19 protein-coding genes are annotated in these 17052 nt (G+C 68.6%); 8 read left to right on the top strand and 11 right to left on the bottom strand.

All coding sequences use genetic code 11. The features are described 5' to 3' along the window. Window positions 1-7: 7 nt before the first annotated feature. The 4 genes from ET475_RS12885 to ET475_RS12870 all read right to left on the bottom strand — a co-directional run bounded on the left by ET475_RS12885 (window position 8) and on the right by ET475_RS12870 (window position 4905). Window positions 8-2635, bottom strand: coding sequence for a carbohydrate-binding protein (locus ET475_RS12885; RefSeq protein ID WP_129390917.1), 2628 nt, complete (start codon window positions 2633-2635; stop codon window positions 8-10). A gap of 126 nt (window positions 2636-2761) precedes the next feature. Next, a complete protein-coding gene (locus ET475_RS12880) occupies window positions 2762-3523 on the bottom strand; it encodes an SDR family NAD(P)-dependent oxidoreductase (protein ID WP_129390914.1) in 762 nt (253 codons plus the stop codon). A gap of 40 nt (window positions 3524-3563) precedes the next feature. Then, entirely contained in the window at window positions 3564-4067 is a 504-nt protein-coding gene (locus tag ET475_RS12875) for a dihydrofolate reductase (protein ID WP_129390911.1), read from the bottom strand. A 1-nt stretch (window position 4068) separates the two neighbouring features. Further along, window positions 4069-4905 carry a thymidylate synthase gene (locus tag ET475_RS12870; protein ID WP_129390908.1) on the bottom strand — a complete coding sequence of 279 codons (837 nt, stop codon included), beginning with the start codon at window positions 4903-4905 and terminating at the stop codon, window positions 4069-4071. A 40-nt stretch (window positions 4906-4945) separates the two neighbouring features. Here ET475_RS12870 and ET475_RS12865 point away from each other — a divergent pair, with 40 nt between their 5' ends. From ET475_RS12865 to ET475_RS12850, 4 genes are read left to right on the top strand one after another with little or no spacing between them, the layout of a single operon-like run. Continuing rightward, a complete protein-coding gene (locus ET475_RS12865) occupies window positions 4946-5374 on the top strand; it encodes a thioredoxin domain-containing protein (RefSeq protein ID WP_129390905.1) in 429 nt (142 codons plus the stop codon). Continuing rightward, window positions 5367-5942 carry a DUF4395 family protein gene (locus ET475_RS12860; RefSeq protein WP_129390902.1) on the top strand — a complete coding sequence of 192 codons (576 nt, stop codon included), beginning with the start codon at window positions 5367-5369 and terminating at the stop codon, window positions 5940-5942. The genes ET475_RS12865 and ET475_RS12860 overlap by 8 nt, the downstream gene beginning before the upstream one ends. A 32-nt stretch (window positions 5943-5974) precedes the next feature. Then, window positions 5975-6400, top strand: a complete 426-nt coding sequence (locus tag ET475_RS12855; RefSeq protein ID WP_129390899.1) for an OsmC family protein — start codon at window positions 5975-5977, stop codon at window positions 6398-6400. Then, on the top strand, window positions 6393-7340 hold the full coding sequence (locus ET475_RS12850) for a TIGR01777 family oxidoreductase (protein WP_242497634.1): 948 nt from the start codon (window positions 6393-6395) through the stop codon (window positions 7338-7340). Before ET475_RS12855 ends, ET475_RS12850 begins: the two co-directional genes overlap by 8 nt. Here ET475_RS12850 and ET475_RS12845 read toward each other — a convergent pair. Together ET475_RS12845 and dapB are read right to left on the bottom strand one after the other, a co-directional pair. Further along, a complete protein-coding gene (locus ET475_RS12845) occupies window positions 7304-7750 on the bottom strand; it encodes a tetratricopeptide repeat protein (RefSeq protein ID WP_129390893.1) in 447 nt (148 codons plus the stop codon). The genes ET475_RS12850 and ET475_RS12845 overlap by 37 nt on opposite strands. Further along, window positions 7747-8496: a 4-hydroxy-tetrahydrodipicolinate reductase gene (dapB, locus tag ET475_RS12840; protein ID WP_129390890.1), complete on the bottom strand. Its 750-nt coding sequence runs from the start codon at window positions 8494-8496 to the stop codon at window positions 7747-7749. Before dapB ends, ET475_RS12845 begins: the two co-directional genes overlap by 4 nt. A gap of 53 nt (window positions 8497-8549) precedes the next feature. Here dapB and ET475_RS12835 point away from each other — a divergent pair, with 53 nt between their 5' ends. Further along, window positions 8550-9014 carry a GNAT family N-acetyltransferase gene (locus ET475_RS12835; protein ID WP_129390886.1) on the top strand — a complete coding sequence of 155 codons (465 nt, stop codon included), beginning with the start codon at window positions 8550-8552 and terminating at the stop codon, window positions 9012-9014. Here the strand turns inward: ET475_RS12835 and ET475_RS12830 are convergent, their stop codons facing one another. From ET475_RS12830 to ET475_RS12820, 3 genes are all read right to left on the bottom strand, one after another. Then, entirely contained in the window at window positions 9015-9617 is a 603-nt protein-coding gene (locus tag ET475_RS12830) for a histidine phosphatase family protein (protein ID WP_129390883.1), read from the bottom strand. It abuts the gene before it with no gap. An 86-nt stretch (window positions 9618-9703) separates the two neighbouring features. Next, a complete protein-coding gene (locus tag ET475_RS12825) occupies window positions 9704-10759 on the bottom strand; it encodes an aldo/keto reductase (protein WP_129390880.1) in 1056 nt (351 codons plus the stop codon). Window positions 10760-11002: 243 nt separating this feature from the next. Next, window positions 11003-13282 (bottom strand): polyribonucleotide nucleotidyltransferase, encoded by a 2280-nt coding sequence (locus ET475_RS12820; RefSeq protein ID WP_129390877.1) that lies wholly within the window; start codon window positions 13280-13282, stop codon window positions 11003-11005. Between the two features lie 312 nt (window positions 13283-13594). On the opposite strand from ET475_RS12820, the gene ET475_RS12815 reads away from it, so the two are divergent. Beyond that, window positions 13595-13780, top strand: a complete 186-nt coding sequence (locus ET475_RS12815) for a DUF5302 domain-containing protein (RefSeq protein ID WP_129390874.1) — start codon at window positions 13595-13597, stop codon at window positions 13778-13780. 38 nt (window positions 13781-13818) lie between these two features. Continuing rightward, entirely contained in the window at window positions 13819-13983 is a 165-nt protein-coding gene (locus tag ET475_RS17885; RefSeq protein ID WP_165310916.1) for a hypothetical protein, read from the top strand. A gap of 2 nt (window positions 13984-13985) precedes the next feature. Here the strand turns inward: ET475_RS17885 and ET475_RS12810 are convergent, their stop codons facing one another. Together ET475_RS12810 and ET475_RS12805 are read right to left on the bottom strand one after the other, a co-directional pair. Next, window positions 13986-14633: an FMN reductase gene (locus ET475_RS12810; RefSeq protein WP_129390871.1), complete on the bottom strand. Its 648-nt coding sequence runs from the start codon at window positions 14631-14633 to the stop codon at window positions 13986-13988. Beyond that, window positions 14630-15826: an LLM class flavin-dependent oxidoreductase gene (locus ET475_RS12805; protein ID WP_129393954.1), complete on the bottom strand. Its 1197-nt coding sequence runs from the start codon at window positions 15824-15826 to the stop codon at window positions 14630-14632. The genes ET475_RS12810 and ET475_RS12805 overlap by 4 nt, the downstream gene beginning before the upstream one ends. Window positions 15827-16038: 212 nt before the next feature. On the opposite strand from ET475_RS12805, the gene ET475_RS12800 reads away from it, so the two are divergent. Next, window positions 16039-17043: an isopenicillin N synthase family dioxygenase gene (locus ET475_RS12800; protein ID WP_129390868.1), complete on the top strand. Its 1005-nt coding sequence runs from the start codon at window positions 16039-16041 to the stop codon at window positions 17041-17043. Window positions 17044-17052 lie beyond the last annotated feature (9 nt).

Raw genomic sequence — 17052 nt, 5'->3', positions numbered from 1 at the left:
TGTGCCCTCAGTCGACGCGCTCCCACGGGCCCCACGTCGTCGCACCGGGCTCTTGATCGCGCGTCCACCACTTCGCCCGCCACAGCGCGCCGTTGTGGGTGACGACATCGCCGGTGTCGAAGATGCGCGAGGCGGTCCATGTGGCCACACCGGTGTCGGCGGTGACGATCTGCTGCCACGGGCCGTTCACATCGCCGGGCTTCTGGCCGCTCGTCCACCAAGACGCCACCCAGAACGATCCGTCACAGCTCACGACGTCGCCGGTGTCGTAGCGCGCCGAGGCGCTCCACGGGTCGGGTGCCGCCTCGGCGTCGTCGCCGACGACGATGCCGCGCCCGTTCGTGGCGATGTACACGCGGCCGAACAGGTCGGGATCGCCCTCGATGTCGGCGCCGATCGCGCCCCACTGATGGTCATCGTCGTTGATCCGGGTCCAGGTGGCACCGTCGTTCGTCGAGCGGTACACGCCGCGCACGCCGTCACGCCGGGCCGCCGTGTAGATCGTCGCGCTGACAGCGCCCGGTGCGGCCTTGCCGAAGCCGACGGTGTCGGCCTCGTCGAAGCCCGGCGCGCGCGTCCAGCTCGCCCCGGCGTCATCGGAGCGCCACATGCCGTAGACGCCGTCGTCCTCGCCGCCGGCCAGCCACAGCTCGCCGATGGCGCCCGGCATGGCGCCGAAACGCACCGACCCCTCGGCCGGCAGTGTGCTCGTGCTCACCGCAGTGAAGCTCGCTCCGGCATCCGTCGACCGGTAGAACACCCCGCCCGAGAAGCCGTAGACCAGCGTCGTGTCGACCCGGTCGCTTTCCACCCGGGCGCCCTCGGGCAGCCCGGTGGTTGCGCCCCATGTGCGGCCGCCGTCGGCCGAATGCTGCGCGGGGGCCCCGTCGGGCGCCCAGACCACCCCGGTGCCGTCGGCGTTCACCGTGACGGTGCCGCTGCCCGTTGCGCCGTCGGCCGCCGGTGAACTCGTCCAAGTGTCACCGCCGTCGTGCGAGACCGCGGTCTCGATGGCCCCTGTGCCGTCGGTGCCGGCCCGCACTATCGTGGCACCATCACGGCCCGCGGCATCCACGCTCGTCGCCCCGCCGAAGTAGGGATCCTGGAACGTGTTGGTCACCTCGTCGATGTCGTCGTGGACGAACCCGCCGAGGTCGAGCATCGCCGAGACGAGGTCGACATCGCCCACCGGTGCGACCACGTCTTGGATCGCGGTCTCTTCGATGCCGTCGGTCGCCGGCTGCAGATGGATGACGCCACCGTCGTCGTCCCACTTCGTCAGGTCCTCGGACCGATAGATCGTCGCCCCTGTGCCGTACAGGAGTTCGTTCGAGTCGAACGGGTCGATGGCCAGTGCCGAGACCATCCAGCCGACCTTGGGTGTGGGCTCGGTCCAGGGCGTCGGATCGCCCACGGTCTTGCCGAACGCCAGCCAGGGCACCTCGTCGATCGATTGCGTGTACTTGGCCGCGACGGTCGCGTTGCCGGCGGCGTCGTACGCGTAGTCCCACATCGGGCTCCAGGTCGCCCCGCTGTCGGTGCTGCGGAAGATCAGGGTGTCGGGCCACCACTGAATCTGCGACGCGACCATGACGGTACCGGGATGCTGCGCGTCGATCGTCAGGCCCGAGAAGCCGAAATCACCGCCGGTGGGCCGCTGCGTGGGCGTGATGTCGGTCCAGGTGCCGTCGTCGATGCCGTAGCGCCACACCGCCCCGTCGGCCCCGTCGTACGGGCCGCTGGTGTCGGTGGTCGTGAGGTACAGGAACCGGCCGGTCTCGTCGATGACGCCGTGCTGCGGAAGGAATCCGGTGGGCGCCCCCTTCACGGCCGTCCAGGTCGTGCCCGCGTCATCGGAGCGATACAGGATGTCGTCGGTGTCGGCGACCGCGGTGAAGATCGTCTTCGTGGCGCTGCCTGGCGATGAGGATGCCTGATCGAACGCCGTCCACAGCACTCCGAGATTCGACATCAGGTACGAGTTGCCCGATCCGGCGTCGGGCACGAAGTCGCCGGCGTTGGGGAACGCGTCCACCTTTTCGAACGTCACACCGGCATCGTCGGAGCGCCAGAGCCCCTCGCCCTGCTCGGCGCCGTAATAGAGGATGTCGTCATCGTTGGGATCGATCTGCAGCCGCTCGCCGATCCCTCGGCCGGGCATGTTGCCGCCGACCTTGAAGGGGAGCTCGGTGGCCTTCCAGCTCGTGCCGTAGTCGGACGAGCGCAGAATGGCGCCGTTGTTCGGGTCCCACTCGTTCGTATACGAGCCGACCGCCGCATACACGCGCGAGGTGTGCACCGGGTCGGTGGCCAGACTCAGCACACCCAGGCGGTTCCAGTCGTCCCACCCCACGCCGTCCAGAAGCGGGATCCACGTATCGGTGTCGCGGTCAAGCCGGTATGCACCACCGATGTCGGTACGGGCATAGACCAGACCGGGCTCGGTGTCGTTGTAGATGATGCCGGGAACGTAGCCGCCGCCCGAAATCGCCACGTTCGACCACGAGTACTGCGGGACTTCTGGCGTTGCGGATTGATCGCCGCCGCCCGCCGCCTGGGCGGGCGGGGCGATGGCCAGCACTCCCGCGGTGGTCGCAGCCACCGCAAGCGCGATGGCCGCTCTGGTTGATCGCACGATATGCACTCCTCTGTGTGTTCGTCTGCGCCTTCGTCGGTCGACGTCGACCAGTCGAGACAATATCGAAGCGCTTCGAACCGCGCAATGGCCGCACACCACGCAACCGGAGGAACGCGATGGACGCTATGTGCGGCCGCGCTCACCGAGGCCGGCCAGCAGCCGGTCGGGAAGCAGCGGCAGGACGCGCCGTACGAGCTTGTAGCGCAGCGAGGGCACCGACACGGCTCGTCCACGGGCGAGGTCGCGCAGCGACTGCCGCACCACAGTGGAGGCATCCAGCCACATCCACCCCGGGATGCCCTCCTGACCGGGCGGCAGACCGAGTCGTTCGTGGAAGTTGGTGTGCACGAAGCCCGGGCAGACGGCCGTGACGGTCACTCCCCGCGGTGCGTATCTGACGTTCGCCCAGCGGCTGAACGAGACGAGCCACTGCTTCACAGCGCCATATGTCGAGCGCGGCAGGAATGCGGCGATCGAGGCGACGTTGAGGATGCGGCCGTGGCCGCGCTCGAGCATCGCCGGCAGTGCCGCGTGCATGAGGCGCAGCGGCACCTCGTCGTGCAGTCGCAGATGCGCCACTTCTGCCTCGACATCGTTGCGCTCGAAGGCCAGCGACATTCCGATTCCGGCGTTGTTGACCAGGATCTCGATGGGATGCTGCGCGTCGGCCACGCGCGAGGCGACAGCGGCGAGCGCGACAGGATCGAGGAGATCGGCCACGAGCACCTGTGCCTCGCGCCCGCGCTCACGCACCTGCGTTGCAACGGATTCCAGCGCCGCACGGTTTCGACCGACGAGCACGATGTCGGCACCGCGCGCCGCCAGTTCTCGCGCATACTGCGCGCCCAGCCCCGAACTCGCCCCGGTCACCAGCGCCGTCACCATGGCTGACACGCTAGCGCCTGCCGCCGCGCGGCGGCAGACGTCACAGCGCCGCGCCGCGCTCGTAGCGCACGAAACGGTAACGTACGCCGCTGCGCGAAGAATGCCAGCCCTGGGCGGGGTCGGATGCCGCAACGGCCCAGCCCGTGATGTCGGGTGCGGTGGTATCACCATCGACATCGAGGTCGAGCTCAGTCACCTCAAGACGGTCGGCGCGCGCGAGGGCCTCGCGGTACACCTGTCCCCCGCCGATGATCCACGTCCACGGCTCCTGCGCGACCAGCGCGAGCGCGGCATCCACCGACGCTGCCCGCTGTGCACCTGCGGCATGCCAGTCGTCATTGCGGGTGACGACGATGTTGCGACGCCCCGGCAGCGGGCGAAAGCGGGCCGGGAACGACTCCCACGTGCGCCGACCCATCACCACCGGGCAGCCCATGGTGACATCTCTGAAGTGGGCCATGTCTTCGGGCACATGCCAGGGCATGCCGCCGCCCGCGCCGATCACCCCGCCCCGGGCCTGCGCCCAGATCATGCCGACGGCCATGTCAGACGGCGACGGCAGCGCGGATCGTGGGATGGTGCTGATAGTTCTCGATGATGATGTCGTCGAATTCGTAGTCGAAGATCGACGACGGCTTGCGCGCGAACCGCAGAGTCGGGTACGGGTATGGGTCGCGCGAGAGCTGCTCGGCCACCTGTTCGCGGTGATTGTCGTAGATGTGGCAGTCGCCGCCGGTCCACACGAACTCACCGGGCTCCAGCCCGGTCTGCTGAGCGACCATGAGGGTCAGCAGCGCGTACGAGGCGATATTGAACGGCACACCGAGGAAGAGATCTGCGCTGCGCTGATACAGCTGGCACGACAGCTTGCCGTCGGCGACGTAGAACTGGAACAGCGCGTGACACGGCGCCAGCGCCATCTGCGGGATCTCACCCACGTTCCATGCCGAGACGATCAGCCGCCGTGAATCGGGGGTCTCGCGGATCTGCGAGATCACCTGCGAGATCTGATCGATGTGCTCGCCCGTAGGTGTCGGCCAGGACCGCCACTGCACGCCGTACACCGGGCCCAGTTCACCGGCGGCATCCGCCCATTCGTCCCAGATGGTCACGCCGCGCTCTTGCAGCCAGCGCACGTTGGACTCACCACGCAGGAACCACAGCAGCTCATAAGCGAGTGACTTGAAGTGCACGCGCTTGGTCGTGATCAGCGGGAACGACCCGGCCAGGTCGAACCGGATCTGGCGGCCGAACACGCTCGTCGTGCCGGTTCCGGTGCGATCACTCTTGTGCGTGCCGTGCGCGAGCACGTCGCGCAGCAGGTCCTCGTACGGCGTCGGGATGCTCACACCCGCCACGATACCGCTGACACAGTCCGTCATCCTGGCCGCGTTCCGGCGCGGCGCGGCTAACGTTTGGTCCATGCCCCTCTGGATCGCCGTGCTCGCCGTCGCCGGGCTCGTCGTGCTCACTGTGATCGTCGGCTGGGCGCTGCGCCGGCGCGAGAACCGCCCGCGCAACGCAGGTGTCGCCGACCTCGAGTGGCTCGCCGCCGACGAGCGCGGCGAGCGCGCGACCCTGGTGCAGTTCAGCACCGAGGTGTGCACACGATGCCCGCAGGTACGACGGATGCTGCGCGAGATCGTCGATGGCTCCGACGGCGTCGCCGTCGCCGAGGTGGACCTGACTCACCGCGCCGAACTGGCAGCCCGGCTGCACATCCTGCAGACGCCGACCGTGTTCGTGCTGGACGCGACCGGTGCCGTGAGGTCGCGGTTCGCAGGCGCGCCGCGCCGGGATGCCGTCGCCGCAGAACTCGACCGTGTCATAGGAGACCCCGCCCATGTCTGACACCCCCGCCGGAATCGACCCGCGCGGCCCGCGCTTCGGCGCCGCGATCACCTCGCTGCTGCTGCTCGTCGTCGTGCTGCTCGGGCTGACCGGGCTGTCAACAGCACAGGGCGCCGCGAGCTTCGGCTGGTTCGCCTATCAGCCGCTGACCGACCAGGCGTTCTTCCCGGCCGCGTTCCGGCTCGTCACCGCGCCGATCGGGTCCCGCATCCTCGACCCGGCGTTCCTCCTGCTGCTGGCCGTGGCCCTGTTGTTCCTGTGGGGCGTGATCTCGCCGCGCACGGCTGTGTGGGGCGTGCTGTTCCGCAAGGTCGTGCAGCCACGTCTGAAGCCCCCGCGTGAGCTCGAAGACCCACGCCCGCCGCGCTTCGCGCAGGGTGTCGGTCTGCTGGTGAGCGTCGTGGGCCTCGTGCTGCAGCTGCTCGGCGTGCCGTGGGCGCTGCCGATCGCCGCCGCGGCCGCCTTCGTCGCGGCATTCCTCAACGCCGCGTTCGGGTTCTGCCTGGGCTGCCAGCTGTATCTCCTGCTGGCACGATGGGGACTCGTCGGGCGCCGCGCCGCCGCGTAGGCTGGGCGTCACGCCGACCGATGGAGGATCCCATGAGCGTGACCAGCGAAGCCACCGCCCAATGGAAGGGCACACTTTTCGAGGGCTCGGGGCAGGTGAGCCTGACGAGTTCGGGCCAGGGCCCGTACCCGGTGAACTGGAAGGCACGCAGCGAGGGGTCAGACTCGGTGACCACTCCCGAAGAGCTCATCGCCGCCGCCCACGCCTCGTGTTTCAGCATGGCGCTGGCCAACGCTCTGACCCAGCACGGCACGCCACCGCAGAGCCTCGAGGCATCGGCATCCGTCACCTTCACGCCCGGCACCGGGATCACCGGCAGTCACCTGAACGTGTCGGCGGTCGTTCCTGGCATCGATGAGGCCGATTTCGAACGCGTCGCCGAAGAGGCGAAGGCAGGATGCCCCGTCTCTCAGGCGCTCGCGGGCATCGAGATCACCCTTGAGGCGTCGCTTGGCTGACGCTGCACCCGCCCTCGGCCACGTCGTCGTGGCCGGGGCATCCGGCCTCATCGGCCGGGCACTGGTCGCCTCGCTGCGCGGCGACGGTGTGCGTGTCACCCGGCTGGTGCGCCGACCGGCCCAGTCGCCCGATGAGGTGCCCTGGCTGCTGGACAGCAGCGTGCTCGATCCTGACATCCTGGCCGGCGCCGACGCCGTCGTGGGTCTGAACGGCGCGAGCATCGGGCGCATGCCGTGGACGGCGCGGTACCGCAGCACGCTGCTGTGGTCGCGGCTGACCCCCACCCGCACCCTCGCCACCGCCATCCGTGCGCTCGGCTCCGATGCGCCCGCGCTGGTCAGCGCGTCGGCGGTCGGCTACTACGGGAGTGCCCCCGGGGCGGATCTGCGTGAGGATGCCGCACCCGGCGACACGTTCCTGGCACGCTTGTGCGCCGAGTGGGAGGCCTCGGCGCTGAGCGCGGGCTCGCAGACTCGCATCGCACTGTTGCGCACCGCACCCGTCATCCACGCCGAGGGAGTGCTCAAGCCACTGCTGACCCTCACCCGGCTGGGTGCCGGGGGCCCGATCGGCCGCGGCACCCAGGTGTGGCCGTGGATCTCACTCACCGACGAGGTCCGGGCGATCCGGCACATCCTCGACGCCGAGATCGACGGCCCGGCGAATCTGACCGGACCGACACGAGCAACCGCCAACGACCTGGGCTTCGCGCTTGCCGTACGCATGAACAAGCCGTACGTCTTCCGCGCGCCGCGCTGGGCGATGCGACTGGCGCTGAGCCGGCAGGCCGCCGACGCCGTGCTGCTGACCGACGCGCACGTGATTCCGGCCGTGCTCGAGGCATCCGGTTTTCGCTTCACACACACCACCGTCGACGAGGCCATCGCCGACGCGGTGCCCGCTCACGCCTTCTCAGACGCCTCCAGCTTGAGCGACTGACGGATGGCGCCGCGGGCGCGCTTGCGGTCACCGGCAGCGTCGTAGGCCAGGCCGAGCCGATACCAGGCACGCCAGTCATCAGGGTGCTCACGCACCTCGTCGCGGTAACGCGGGAACACGGCATCGGCGTCGTCGCGCACCACGCGGCCGCTCGCATACACGGCCACATCGTCGTCGGGCAGGCCGCCCTCGGCTTCCAGCCGGCGGCCGGCACGCTCGGCACGCACGCCGAACCACAACTCGCGCGCTATCGCCCAGGCGGCGATGATCGGCAGCACGACCAGGCACACGCCCATCACTATCGCGACGGGCCGGCCGGTGACAAGCATCAACCAGGCGGACTTGGCGATGACCACAAGATAGACCACCAGCACAACGGTGATCACCGCGATGACGATGCGGGTCTTCATGCGCGCGCGGGCCCGATGCCGATGTCGAGAAAGCTGTCGAGGCCGACGACAACGCCACGTGCGGCCACCGCATGCTGAAGAGCCAGCCGGATGCCGGGGGCATAGGCGGCTGCGGGCTCGACTGTGTCGTGCACGATCGAGAGCGACTCCCCCGGACCCGACAGGATGACCTCTTGGCGCGCCACCACGCCGGGACGGCGCAGGGAGTGCACGGGGACCGAGGCGACCTGCTGGCCGCGTGCACGCTGGTCGACGTGTGGGGCCGACACCGGCCCCTGCGCGGTGCGTGCGGCGGCGATCAGCTCGGCCGTGCGCACGGCGGTGCCGCTGGGGGAATCGACCTTCGTGTCGCGGTGCGCCTCGATGATCTCGGCAGAGGCGAAGAAGGGTGCGGCCGCCGCGGCCAGCGCCGAACCGAGCACCGAGCCCAGCGAGAAGTTCGGGATGAACACCGCCCCGGTGCCGGCGGCCTCGACCAGAGGACGCACGAGCGCTATGCGCTCGGCAGACCAGCCTGAGGTGCCGACGACGATGTTGATGCCCCGCTCGACCGCGGCGCGCACGACATCGACCGACACGGCCGGGACCGAGGCATCCACCACCAGATCGGCGCCGTCGATGAGAGCGATGGCATCGCGTGACGAGAGCGTCGCGTGTACCTCAAAGCCGGGTTCTGCCTCGACGACGGAGTGGATGATGCCGCCGAGCTTGCCGGTGCCCCCCACGATCGCCACGCGTGTCGTCATGTCTCCAGCCTACGGTGCGCGGCCCGCGCCGGATGCACGGTTACCCTCGATCCATGGCGTCTGTTCAGCCCATTCCCGTCGATGATCCGATAGCCCGCGGCCTGCTCGCCGACTACGTCGCGATGCGCGCCGAGGGGTTCCCCGGTCAATACACGCCGGCACGTCCACCGCGCGAGATGTTCGAGCCGCCGGCGGGGGTGTTCCTCGTCGTGTACGACGACGAGGGTGTGCCGGTCGGGTGCGGCGGCATCCGACGTCTGCCCGACGGCGAGGTGGGCATCCGCTACGAGGTCAAGCATGTGTTCCTCACACCCGCGACGCGCGGGCGCGGCTGGGGGCGGATGCTGCTGGTCGAGCTGGAACGCTACGCCCGCGAGTGGAACGCCGCCCAGCTGGTGCTCGACACGCACCACACCCTGACCGCCGCCGGCGGCCTGTATGCGTCATCCGGGTTCGTCGAGATAGCTCCCTACAATGACAACCCGAACGCGACGCGGTGGTACGGCAAGACCCTCTGACTACACCGGCAGCGGCTCGGGCAGCCCGGTCTGCAGTTCGAACGGCAGGTGCGCGAGGTCGTTGTGGGTGAGCAGCGTCCACGGCCGCCCCTGCTTCTGCGCGATGACGGTCAGCCCGCAATGCGCCTGGTTCAGTGTCATCCATCGCCACTCAGGCATCTGCAGCACCTCGCGCACGAACCAGCCGATCACGAAGTTGTGGGTGATGAGCACCTCGTGCACATCGCCGGGCTTGCGCACCAGAAAAGCGTTGATGGCATCGTTCATCTGCGCCCGACCGGCCTCGATCTCGTCGTCGGTGACCGATCCGAAGAACGGCTCGTAGACGGCCGGCGTCTCGTCGGTCATCCCCGTGGGCACGCAGTCGAACAGCAGCGCAGAAGGCTGCGGGTCGACCGAGGGCAGGCGGCCGGCGACGGCTCGTGCGGTCTCGGCCGCGCGTTCCAGCGGCGAGTGCCAGACGGCCGTCAGCGGCAGGCCCGACAGCCGGTCGGCGAGCGCCTCGGCCTGGCGGCGGCCGCGCGGCGACAACGGGCCGTCGACCACCCCCTGGTCCGCATCCTGGTGCTCACCGTGCCGCACGAGGTAGATGTAATGCGTCACAAGTTCTCTCTCTTCATCGCGGGAGGGTCGGGCCGAGGCCCGCATTCCACCCTAAGCGACCGAAAGAGGGGTCGGGCGCCTGCGGCTCAGTCGGCGGCGCGGGCGATGTCGGCAAGCTGCGCCCTGCTGAGCCGGACTCCGACGCCCTGCACGAGCTCTTCGACGTGGCCGGGCGCGTACGCGTTGACGATCGGAGCGGCGATCGCCCGTTGGGCCAGCAGCCACGCCACCGCCACCGCCGCGGGAGGCACGCCCAGCTCGGTGCCGATGGCGTCGAGCACGCGCAGCGTGCGCGTGCCGCGCCGATTCATGCTGCCGGCCAGCTGTGCGCCGCGAACCGAGCGGCTCACATCGCCACGCGAGCGGTGCCGCCCCGAGAGAAAGCCGTGCTCCAGAGCATGCGATGGGGTCACGGCGATGCCCTGTGCGCCCACCACCAGCCGCAGGTCGTCATCGAAATCGCGGCGGCGCAGCACATTGAACGGCACGTCGATCACGGTGAACCGCGGATACCCCGCCGAGGCGAGGATGCGCGCCTCGACGAGCTGCTCGGCAGTGAATCCGTACGCGCCGATGCTGCGCGCCTTGCCCGACTCGACCAGCCACTCGGCGGTGGCGAGGGTGTCTTCCATGACGGCCACTCCGGCCGTGGCATCCACGTACAGCACATCGATGCGGTCGGTGCCCAGGCGGGTGAGGGATGCCTCGACCGCGCGCACGAGGTTGACCGGGTCGGTTCCCGGGTTGTCGGGGTGACCGCCCACGCGCACGGCCAGCGCGACATCATCGCGCAGGCCACGGGTGCGCAGCCATTCGCCGATGATGTGCTCGCTGCGACCGCCGCTGAAGCTGTCTGCCGTGTGCAGCGCATTGCCCCCGAGCTCGGCATAGGTGTCCAGGATCGCGTGGCTGGCTTCGAGATCGACGTTCCAGCCGAACTCGGCGCCGCCGAGCATGAGCGGAAAGACGTCGATGCCGGTCTCACCGAGACGCGTGCGCACGGCGGAGCCCACCGGTGCGCCCTGCACGGGGATCGGCGCGGAGGGATGTGCGGGCAACGAGACGGGCGAGGTGCGCACGAGAGCGTGCCGCACCTCGTCGGTCGAGTGCGACTGCGCCGCCTCGGAGTCGACACGACTCATCGCCCACCCCCTCACGAATCGTTGCGATCCGCGTGTTCACTGTGCGCGCCCCCCGGCGCGTACTTCGAGGGTAAGACACACACGCGAAGGATCAGGACCACTGAAGGGCCAGCCGATAAACATTCCGTAACGCTTTGGCGACATCGCTGTGATTTGTCCGCCGTTCGGCGGACAAACCCGCCGTGATCCGGGAAAACAGGATGCCCGCCCCCGATCGGGGACGGGCATCCAGGTGATGCGGACTCAGCCTTCGGCCGGGGCCTCGGGGCCGGCGCTGGCGGCGTCGCGCCCTTCCTGGTCGGCGGCCTCTTCGAGAACCGGCTCGAGCGACAGCTTGCCGCGATCGTCGATCTTCGTGATGCGCACGAGCAGCTTCTGGCCGACGCTCAGCACGTCATCGACATTCTCGACACGCTTGCCACCGGTGAGCTTGCGGACCTCACTGATGTGCAGCAGTCCGTCCTTGCCCGGCAGCAGTGAGATGAACGCGCCGAACGCCGCGATCTTCACGACCGTGCCCAAGAACTGCTCGCCGACCTCGGGGTTGGTCGGGTTGGCGATGGCGTTGACCTGGGCACGCGCGGCCTCGGCCGACGGACCGTCGACCGCGCCGATGTAGACGGTGCCGTCCTCCTCGATGGAGATGTCGGCGCCGGTCTCATCCTGGATCGCGTTGATCGTCTTGCCCTTCGGGCCGATCAGCTCGCCGATCTTGTCGGTCGGGATCTGCACACTGATCACGCGGGGCGCGGTCGGTGCCATCTCGTCGGGCGCGTCGATCGCCGAGTTCAGCACGTTCAGGATCGTGATGCGGGCGTCGTGCGCCTGCTGCAGCGCGGCCGAGAGCACCGACGACGGGATGCCGTCGAGCTTCGTGTCCAGCTGGATGGCGGTGACGAACTCGCTCGTGCCGGCGACCTTGAAGTCCATGTCGCCCAGGGCGTCCTCGGCTCCCAGGATGTCGGTCAGCGCCGCGTAGCGGGTCTCGCCATCGACCGTGTCAGAGACCAGACCCATCGCGATGCCGGCAACCGGCGCGCGCAGCGGCACACCGGCGTTCAGCAGCGACAGCGTCGAGGCGCACACCGACCCCATCGACGTCGAGCCGTTCGAGCCCAGTGCCTCGGAGACCTGACGGATCGCGTACGGGAACTCCTCGCGGCCCGGCAGCACGGGCACGAGCGCGCGCTCGGCCAAGAAGCCGTGGCCGATCTCGCGCCGCTTCGGGCTGCCCACTCGACCGGTCTCACCCGTCGAGTACGGCGGGAAGTTGTAGTGGTGGATGTAGCGCTTGTGCGTGACCGGCGACAGCGAGTCGATCTGCTGCTCCATCTTCAGCATGTTCAGCGTGGTCACGCCCAGGATCTGGGTCTCACCACGCTGGAAGATGGCCGAGCCGTGCACGCGCGGGATGACCTGCACCTCGGCGTCGAGCGGACGGATGTCGGCAAGGCCACGGCCGTCGATGCGTACGCCCTCGGAGAGGATGCGACCGCGGACGATCTTCTTCGTGACGGCCTTGTAGGCACCCGAGAACTCGGTGGCGGCGATCTCGGGCAGTTCCCCGGCGGCGACAGCGGCGGTCAGCTCACCCTTGACGCGCTCCTTGAGGGCGTCGTCGGCGTTCTGCCGCTCGATCTTGTCGGCGATCTGGTAGACACCGGCCAGTTCGTCGTAGGCGCGCTGCGCGACGAAGTCGTAGGTCTCCTGCGAGTAGGGCAGGAACACCGGGTACACACCCGGCTCCTTGGCGGTCTTGGCCGCCATCTCGGCCTGCGCCTGAACGAGCTGCTTGATGAACGGCTTGGCCGCTTCCAGCCCGCCGGCCACAACCTCTTCGCTCGGCTTGGTGGCGCCACCCTTGATGAGGTTCCAGCTGTGCTCGGTGGCCTCAGCCTCGACCATCATGATCGCGACGTCACCGTCGTCGAGCACACGGCCGGCCACGACGAGGTCGAACACGGCCTCTTCGAGCAGCTTCGCGCTCGGGAACGCGACCCACTGGTCGGGGTGCTCGCTGTGACCCGGAATCAGCGCCAGGCGCACACCGGCGATCGGCCCTGAGAAGGGCAGACCCGAGATCTGCGTCGAGGCCGAAGCCGCGTTGATCGCCAGGGCGTCGTAGAACTCGCCCGGAGCGATCGAGAGCACGGTGATGACGATCTGGACCTCGTTGCGCAGGCCGTCGACGAACGACGGACGCAGCGGACGGTCGATCAGACGGCACACCAGGATGGCGTCGGTGGACGGCCGGCCCTCGCGTCGGAAGAACGAACCGGGGATCTTGCCGGCGGCGTAGGAACGCTCTTCGACATCGACGGTCAGCGGGAAGAAGTCGAACCCTTCACGAGGGTGCTTGCCGGCGCTGGTGGCCGACAGCAGCATCGTGTCGTTGTCGAGGTAGGCAGCAACGGCGCCCTGCGCCTGCTGGGCGAGTCGCCCGGTCTCGAACCGGACGGTGCGGGTGCCGAAGCGGCCGTTATCCAAGACGGCCTCGGCGGCAGTGATTTCAGGACCTTCCAAGAGGTCTCTCCTTCTTTGTTTAGACTCGTCCGCGCGTCTCGCGGGCGAGTAGGTGCGAAGGAGGAAGCAGGCAGATATGAGCGCGCGAGGGCACAGCCGTCGCGTGGGCCGCTTGCGCTGGTCACCAGTAGAAGATCACTCTCCGAAGGAGAGGAACCCACCACAGGGGACCAGCTTCCTGCCCGCCTGCTCCATGAGCTCGGTATTCATTTGAGCGGATGCCGCATGGCAACCTTTACGAGCCTACCAGGGCTTGTTCGATCAACCCTGATTCCCGTGGCGACACCGCGCCGGGTGGCCTATCGTGGGGACATGAGCGACGACGAGACCCCCACCGACGCGGCATCCGACGAGATGAAGCGCAAGTTCCGCGAAGCGCTCGAGAAGAAGAGCACCCAGCAGCGCGACGGACAGTCGCACCTCGACGGTCAGGGTGCCGTGCACGAGCCGCACGGCCGGGCCGGCCACAAGCGGGAGTTCCGCCGCAAGAGCGGGTGAGCACCACCGGCCGCGCACAGGGATGAAGGAGCGCTGTCATGCAGGATGATGTCCCCATCAACCCGGACGACGAGCGGGAGGTCCCGCTCGAAGACGAGGCCGAGTATGACCCGCCGCCGCCCACCGTCGATCCCGAGGAGCGCATCGAGCTCGGCGAGACGGACGAGGTCCTCGACGAGTTCGAGGGCGGCTTCGAGGGCTGAGGCTACTCCCCCGCGAAACCGCCGAGCAGGTGGTCGAATGAGCTGCCGCCCTTGAGGTAGTTGGCCGGATCGAACGGATTGAAGCTGGTCGCCGGATCACGGCGCGAGATCGCGTCGGCGAGTTCGCCCGCGCCCTTCTCGACTCGCGCGGCCAGAGGCGCCACCTGATCGCCGGTCCCACCCCAGTCCTCGCTTGCCGCGAACACACCCGTCGAGACGGCGTCGGAATGCAGGTACGCAAACAGCGGGCGGATGGCGTAGTCAATGGCCAGCGAATGCCTCGGCGTGCCGGCCGTAGCGCCGATGAGCACGGGCTTGCCGATCAGCGAGTCTTTGTCGAGCACGTCGATGAACGACTTGAACAGGCCCGAGTAGCTTGTCGAGAAGATCGGCGTCACCACGATGAGCGCGTCAGCCGAAACCACAGCGTTGATCATCGACTCGAGCTCGGCCGGCGCGAAGCCGGTGAGCAGGTTGTTCGTGATGTCGTGCGCGAAGTCACGCAATTCGAAGGTGTCGATGGATGCCGCAATCCCCCGTTCGTCGAGGTGCTTCACCGCCGCGATGGCCAGCCGGTCGGCCAGCATCCGCGTCGATGACGGGGTCGACAGTCCGGCGGAGACGACCGCAATGCGCCGCGGGGCCGTCATCGTGCACCGCCCAGGCCGAATGCCGCACCCTGCGGCGCGGGCGTGTCCTGGTAGGGCGAGCCACCGGTGACGTTGTCGCCGCGGTTCGCGTTGGGGCGCGGCTGGCGCACCGGGCCGTCGCCGTACGCCGCCTTCACGAGCGAGGCATGAGTGGGGGCATCCGGAACCGTCGCCGGGCGGTCCTTGGCGAGCTCCTTGCGCAGCACCGGAACGACCTCGCCGCCCAGGATGTCGATCTGCTCGAGCACCGTCTTCAGCGGGAGTCCGGAGTGATCCATCAGGAACAGCTGACGCTGATAGTCGCCGAACAGGTCGCGCATGCCGGCGTAGCGGTCGATCACCTGCTGTGGCGAACCGACCGTCAACGGCGTCATCTTCGTGAAGTCCTCCATCGACGGCCCGTGGCCGTACACCGGCGCGTTGTCGAAGTAGGGACGGAACTCGTCCACCGCATCCTGCGAGTTCTTGCGCATGAACGCCTGTCCACCCAAGCCGACGATGGCCGTCTCGGGGGCGCCGTGCCCATAGTGCGCCCAGCGCTGCCGATACAGCTCGATGAGTCGCTGATAGTGCTCGGCGGGCCAGAAGATGTTGTTGGCGAAGAAGCCGTCGCCGTAGTACGCGGCCTGCTCGGCGATCTCGGGGGTGCGGATCGACCCATGCCACACGAACGGCGGCACGCCGTCGAGCGGTCGCGGGGTCGAGGTGAAGCCCTGCAGCGGTGTGCGGAACTTGCCCTCCCAGTCCACGACGTCCTCTCGCCACAGCTTGTGCAGCAACGCGTAATTTTCGATGGCGAGGGGCAGGCCCTGTCGGATGTCCTTTCCGAACCACGGATAGACGGGACCGGTGTTGCCGCGGCCGAGCATGAGGTCGGCGCGGCCGCCCGACACGTGCTGCAGCACGGCGAAGTCCTCGGCGATCTTCACCGGGTCGTTCGTGGTGATCAGCGTCGTCGCCGTCGAGACGATGAGGTTCTTCGTCTGTGCGGCGATGTAGGCGAGGGTGGTGGTCGGCGACGACGACCAGAACGGCGGGTTGTGATGCTCGCCGATGGCGAAGACATCCAGCCCCACCTCTTCGGCGTGCTTGGCGATCGTCAGAGTCGCCTGGATGCGCTCGGCCTCACTGGGCGTGATGCCGGTGGTCGGATCCTGCGTGACGTCGCTCACCGAGAAGAGCCCGAACTGCATCTGCGACACGGCGGTGGTCTCGCTCACGTTTTCTGCTCACTTCCCGGATGCTCGTGGCACCCGTTTCTATGCAACTGAATGTATCTGGTGAAACGCGTGCGCCGCCAGACTATTCCCCGCGCCCTGGCGCACGCCGGTAACGCGGCGACATCCGGGAGTAACGCACGGCAACACGCGAGCGAGAGGGCGCGGCATCCGTCTACCGTCGTGCCATGAGCGAGACCAACCTGCCGATCCTCGACCTGTCACAGCTCGATGCCGGCGAGGGCGCCGCGCGGCGCTTTCGCGACGAGCTGCGTGCTGCCACCCACGACGTCGGCTTCTTCTATCTGACCGGAACGGGGGTCTCCCCCGCACTCGAAACCCGACTGCACGAGACCGCGCGCGCGTTCTTTGCACTGCCCGAAGCAGACAAGCTCGCGATCGAGAACGTGAACAGCCCGCATTTCCGCGGCTACACGCGCGTGGGCGGCGAGCGCACGCAGGGGAAGATCGACTGGCGGGAGCAGATCGACATCGGCCCCGAGCGGAAAGCCGTGGACTGGGCCGACGCGCCGGGCTACGCGCGGCTCATCGGCCCGAATCTGTGGCCGGACGCCCTGCCCGAACTGCGCGAGGTCGTCACCGAGTGGGAGGACCACCTGCGCGGCGTCTCACGCAAGCTGCTGCGGGCCTGGGCTGTCGCATTGGGGGCGGATCAGTCGTACTTCGACGCGCACTTCGGAGAACCCTCGACGCTCACCAAGATCGTGCGCTACCCCGGCAAGGAGGACCCGAGTCAGGGCGTGGGTGCGCACAAGGACTCGGGAGTTCTGACCCTGCTGTGGGTCGAACCGGGCAAGGGCGGCCTGCAGGTCGAGCGCGAGGGCGAGTGGGTGGATGCTCCGCCCGTGCCGGGTGCTTTCGTGGTGAACATCGGCGAACAGCTCGAGTACGCCACGCAGGGATACCTGAAGGCGACCAATCATCGCGTCATCTCGCCGAAGCTGCCCGATGACCGCATCTCGGTGCCGTTCTTCTTCAATCCGCAGCTGGATCGCTCTCTGCCGCTCATCGATCTGCCCGCGGAGCTGGCCGCGCAGGCGACCGGCGTCACGCAGGATCCGACGAACCCGATCCATGCGCTCTATGGCGAGAACGCGCTCAAGTCGCGGCTGCGCGCACACCCCGACGTCGCCGCCCGCTGGCACGCCGACTTGGTGGCGCCTGCTCGTTGAGCACCCATG

It is taken from the genome of Microbacterium protaetiae, assembly GCF_004135285.1.
GTDB lineage: Bacteria > Actinomycetota > Actinomycetes > Actinomycetales > Microbacteriaceae > Microbacterium > Microbacterium protaetiae.
This window is presented reverse-complemented; position numbering and strand designations above follow the sequence as displayed.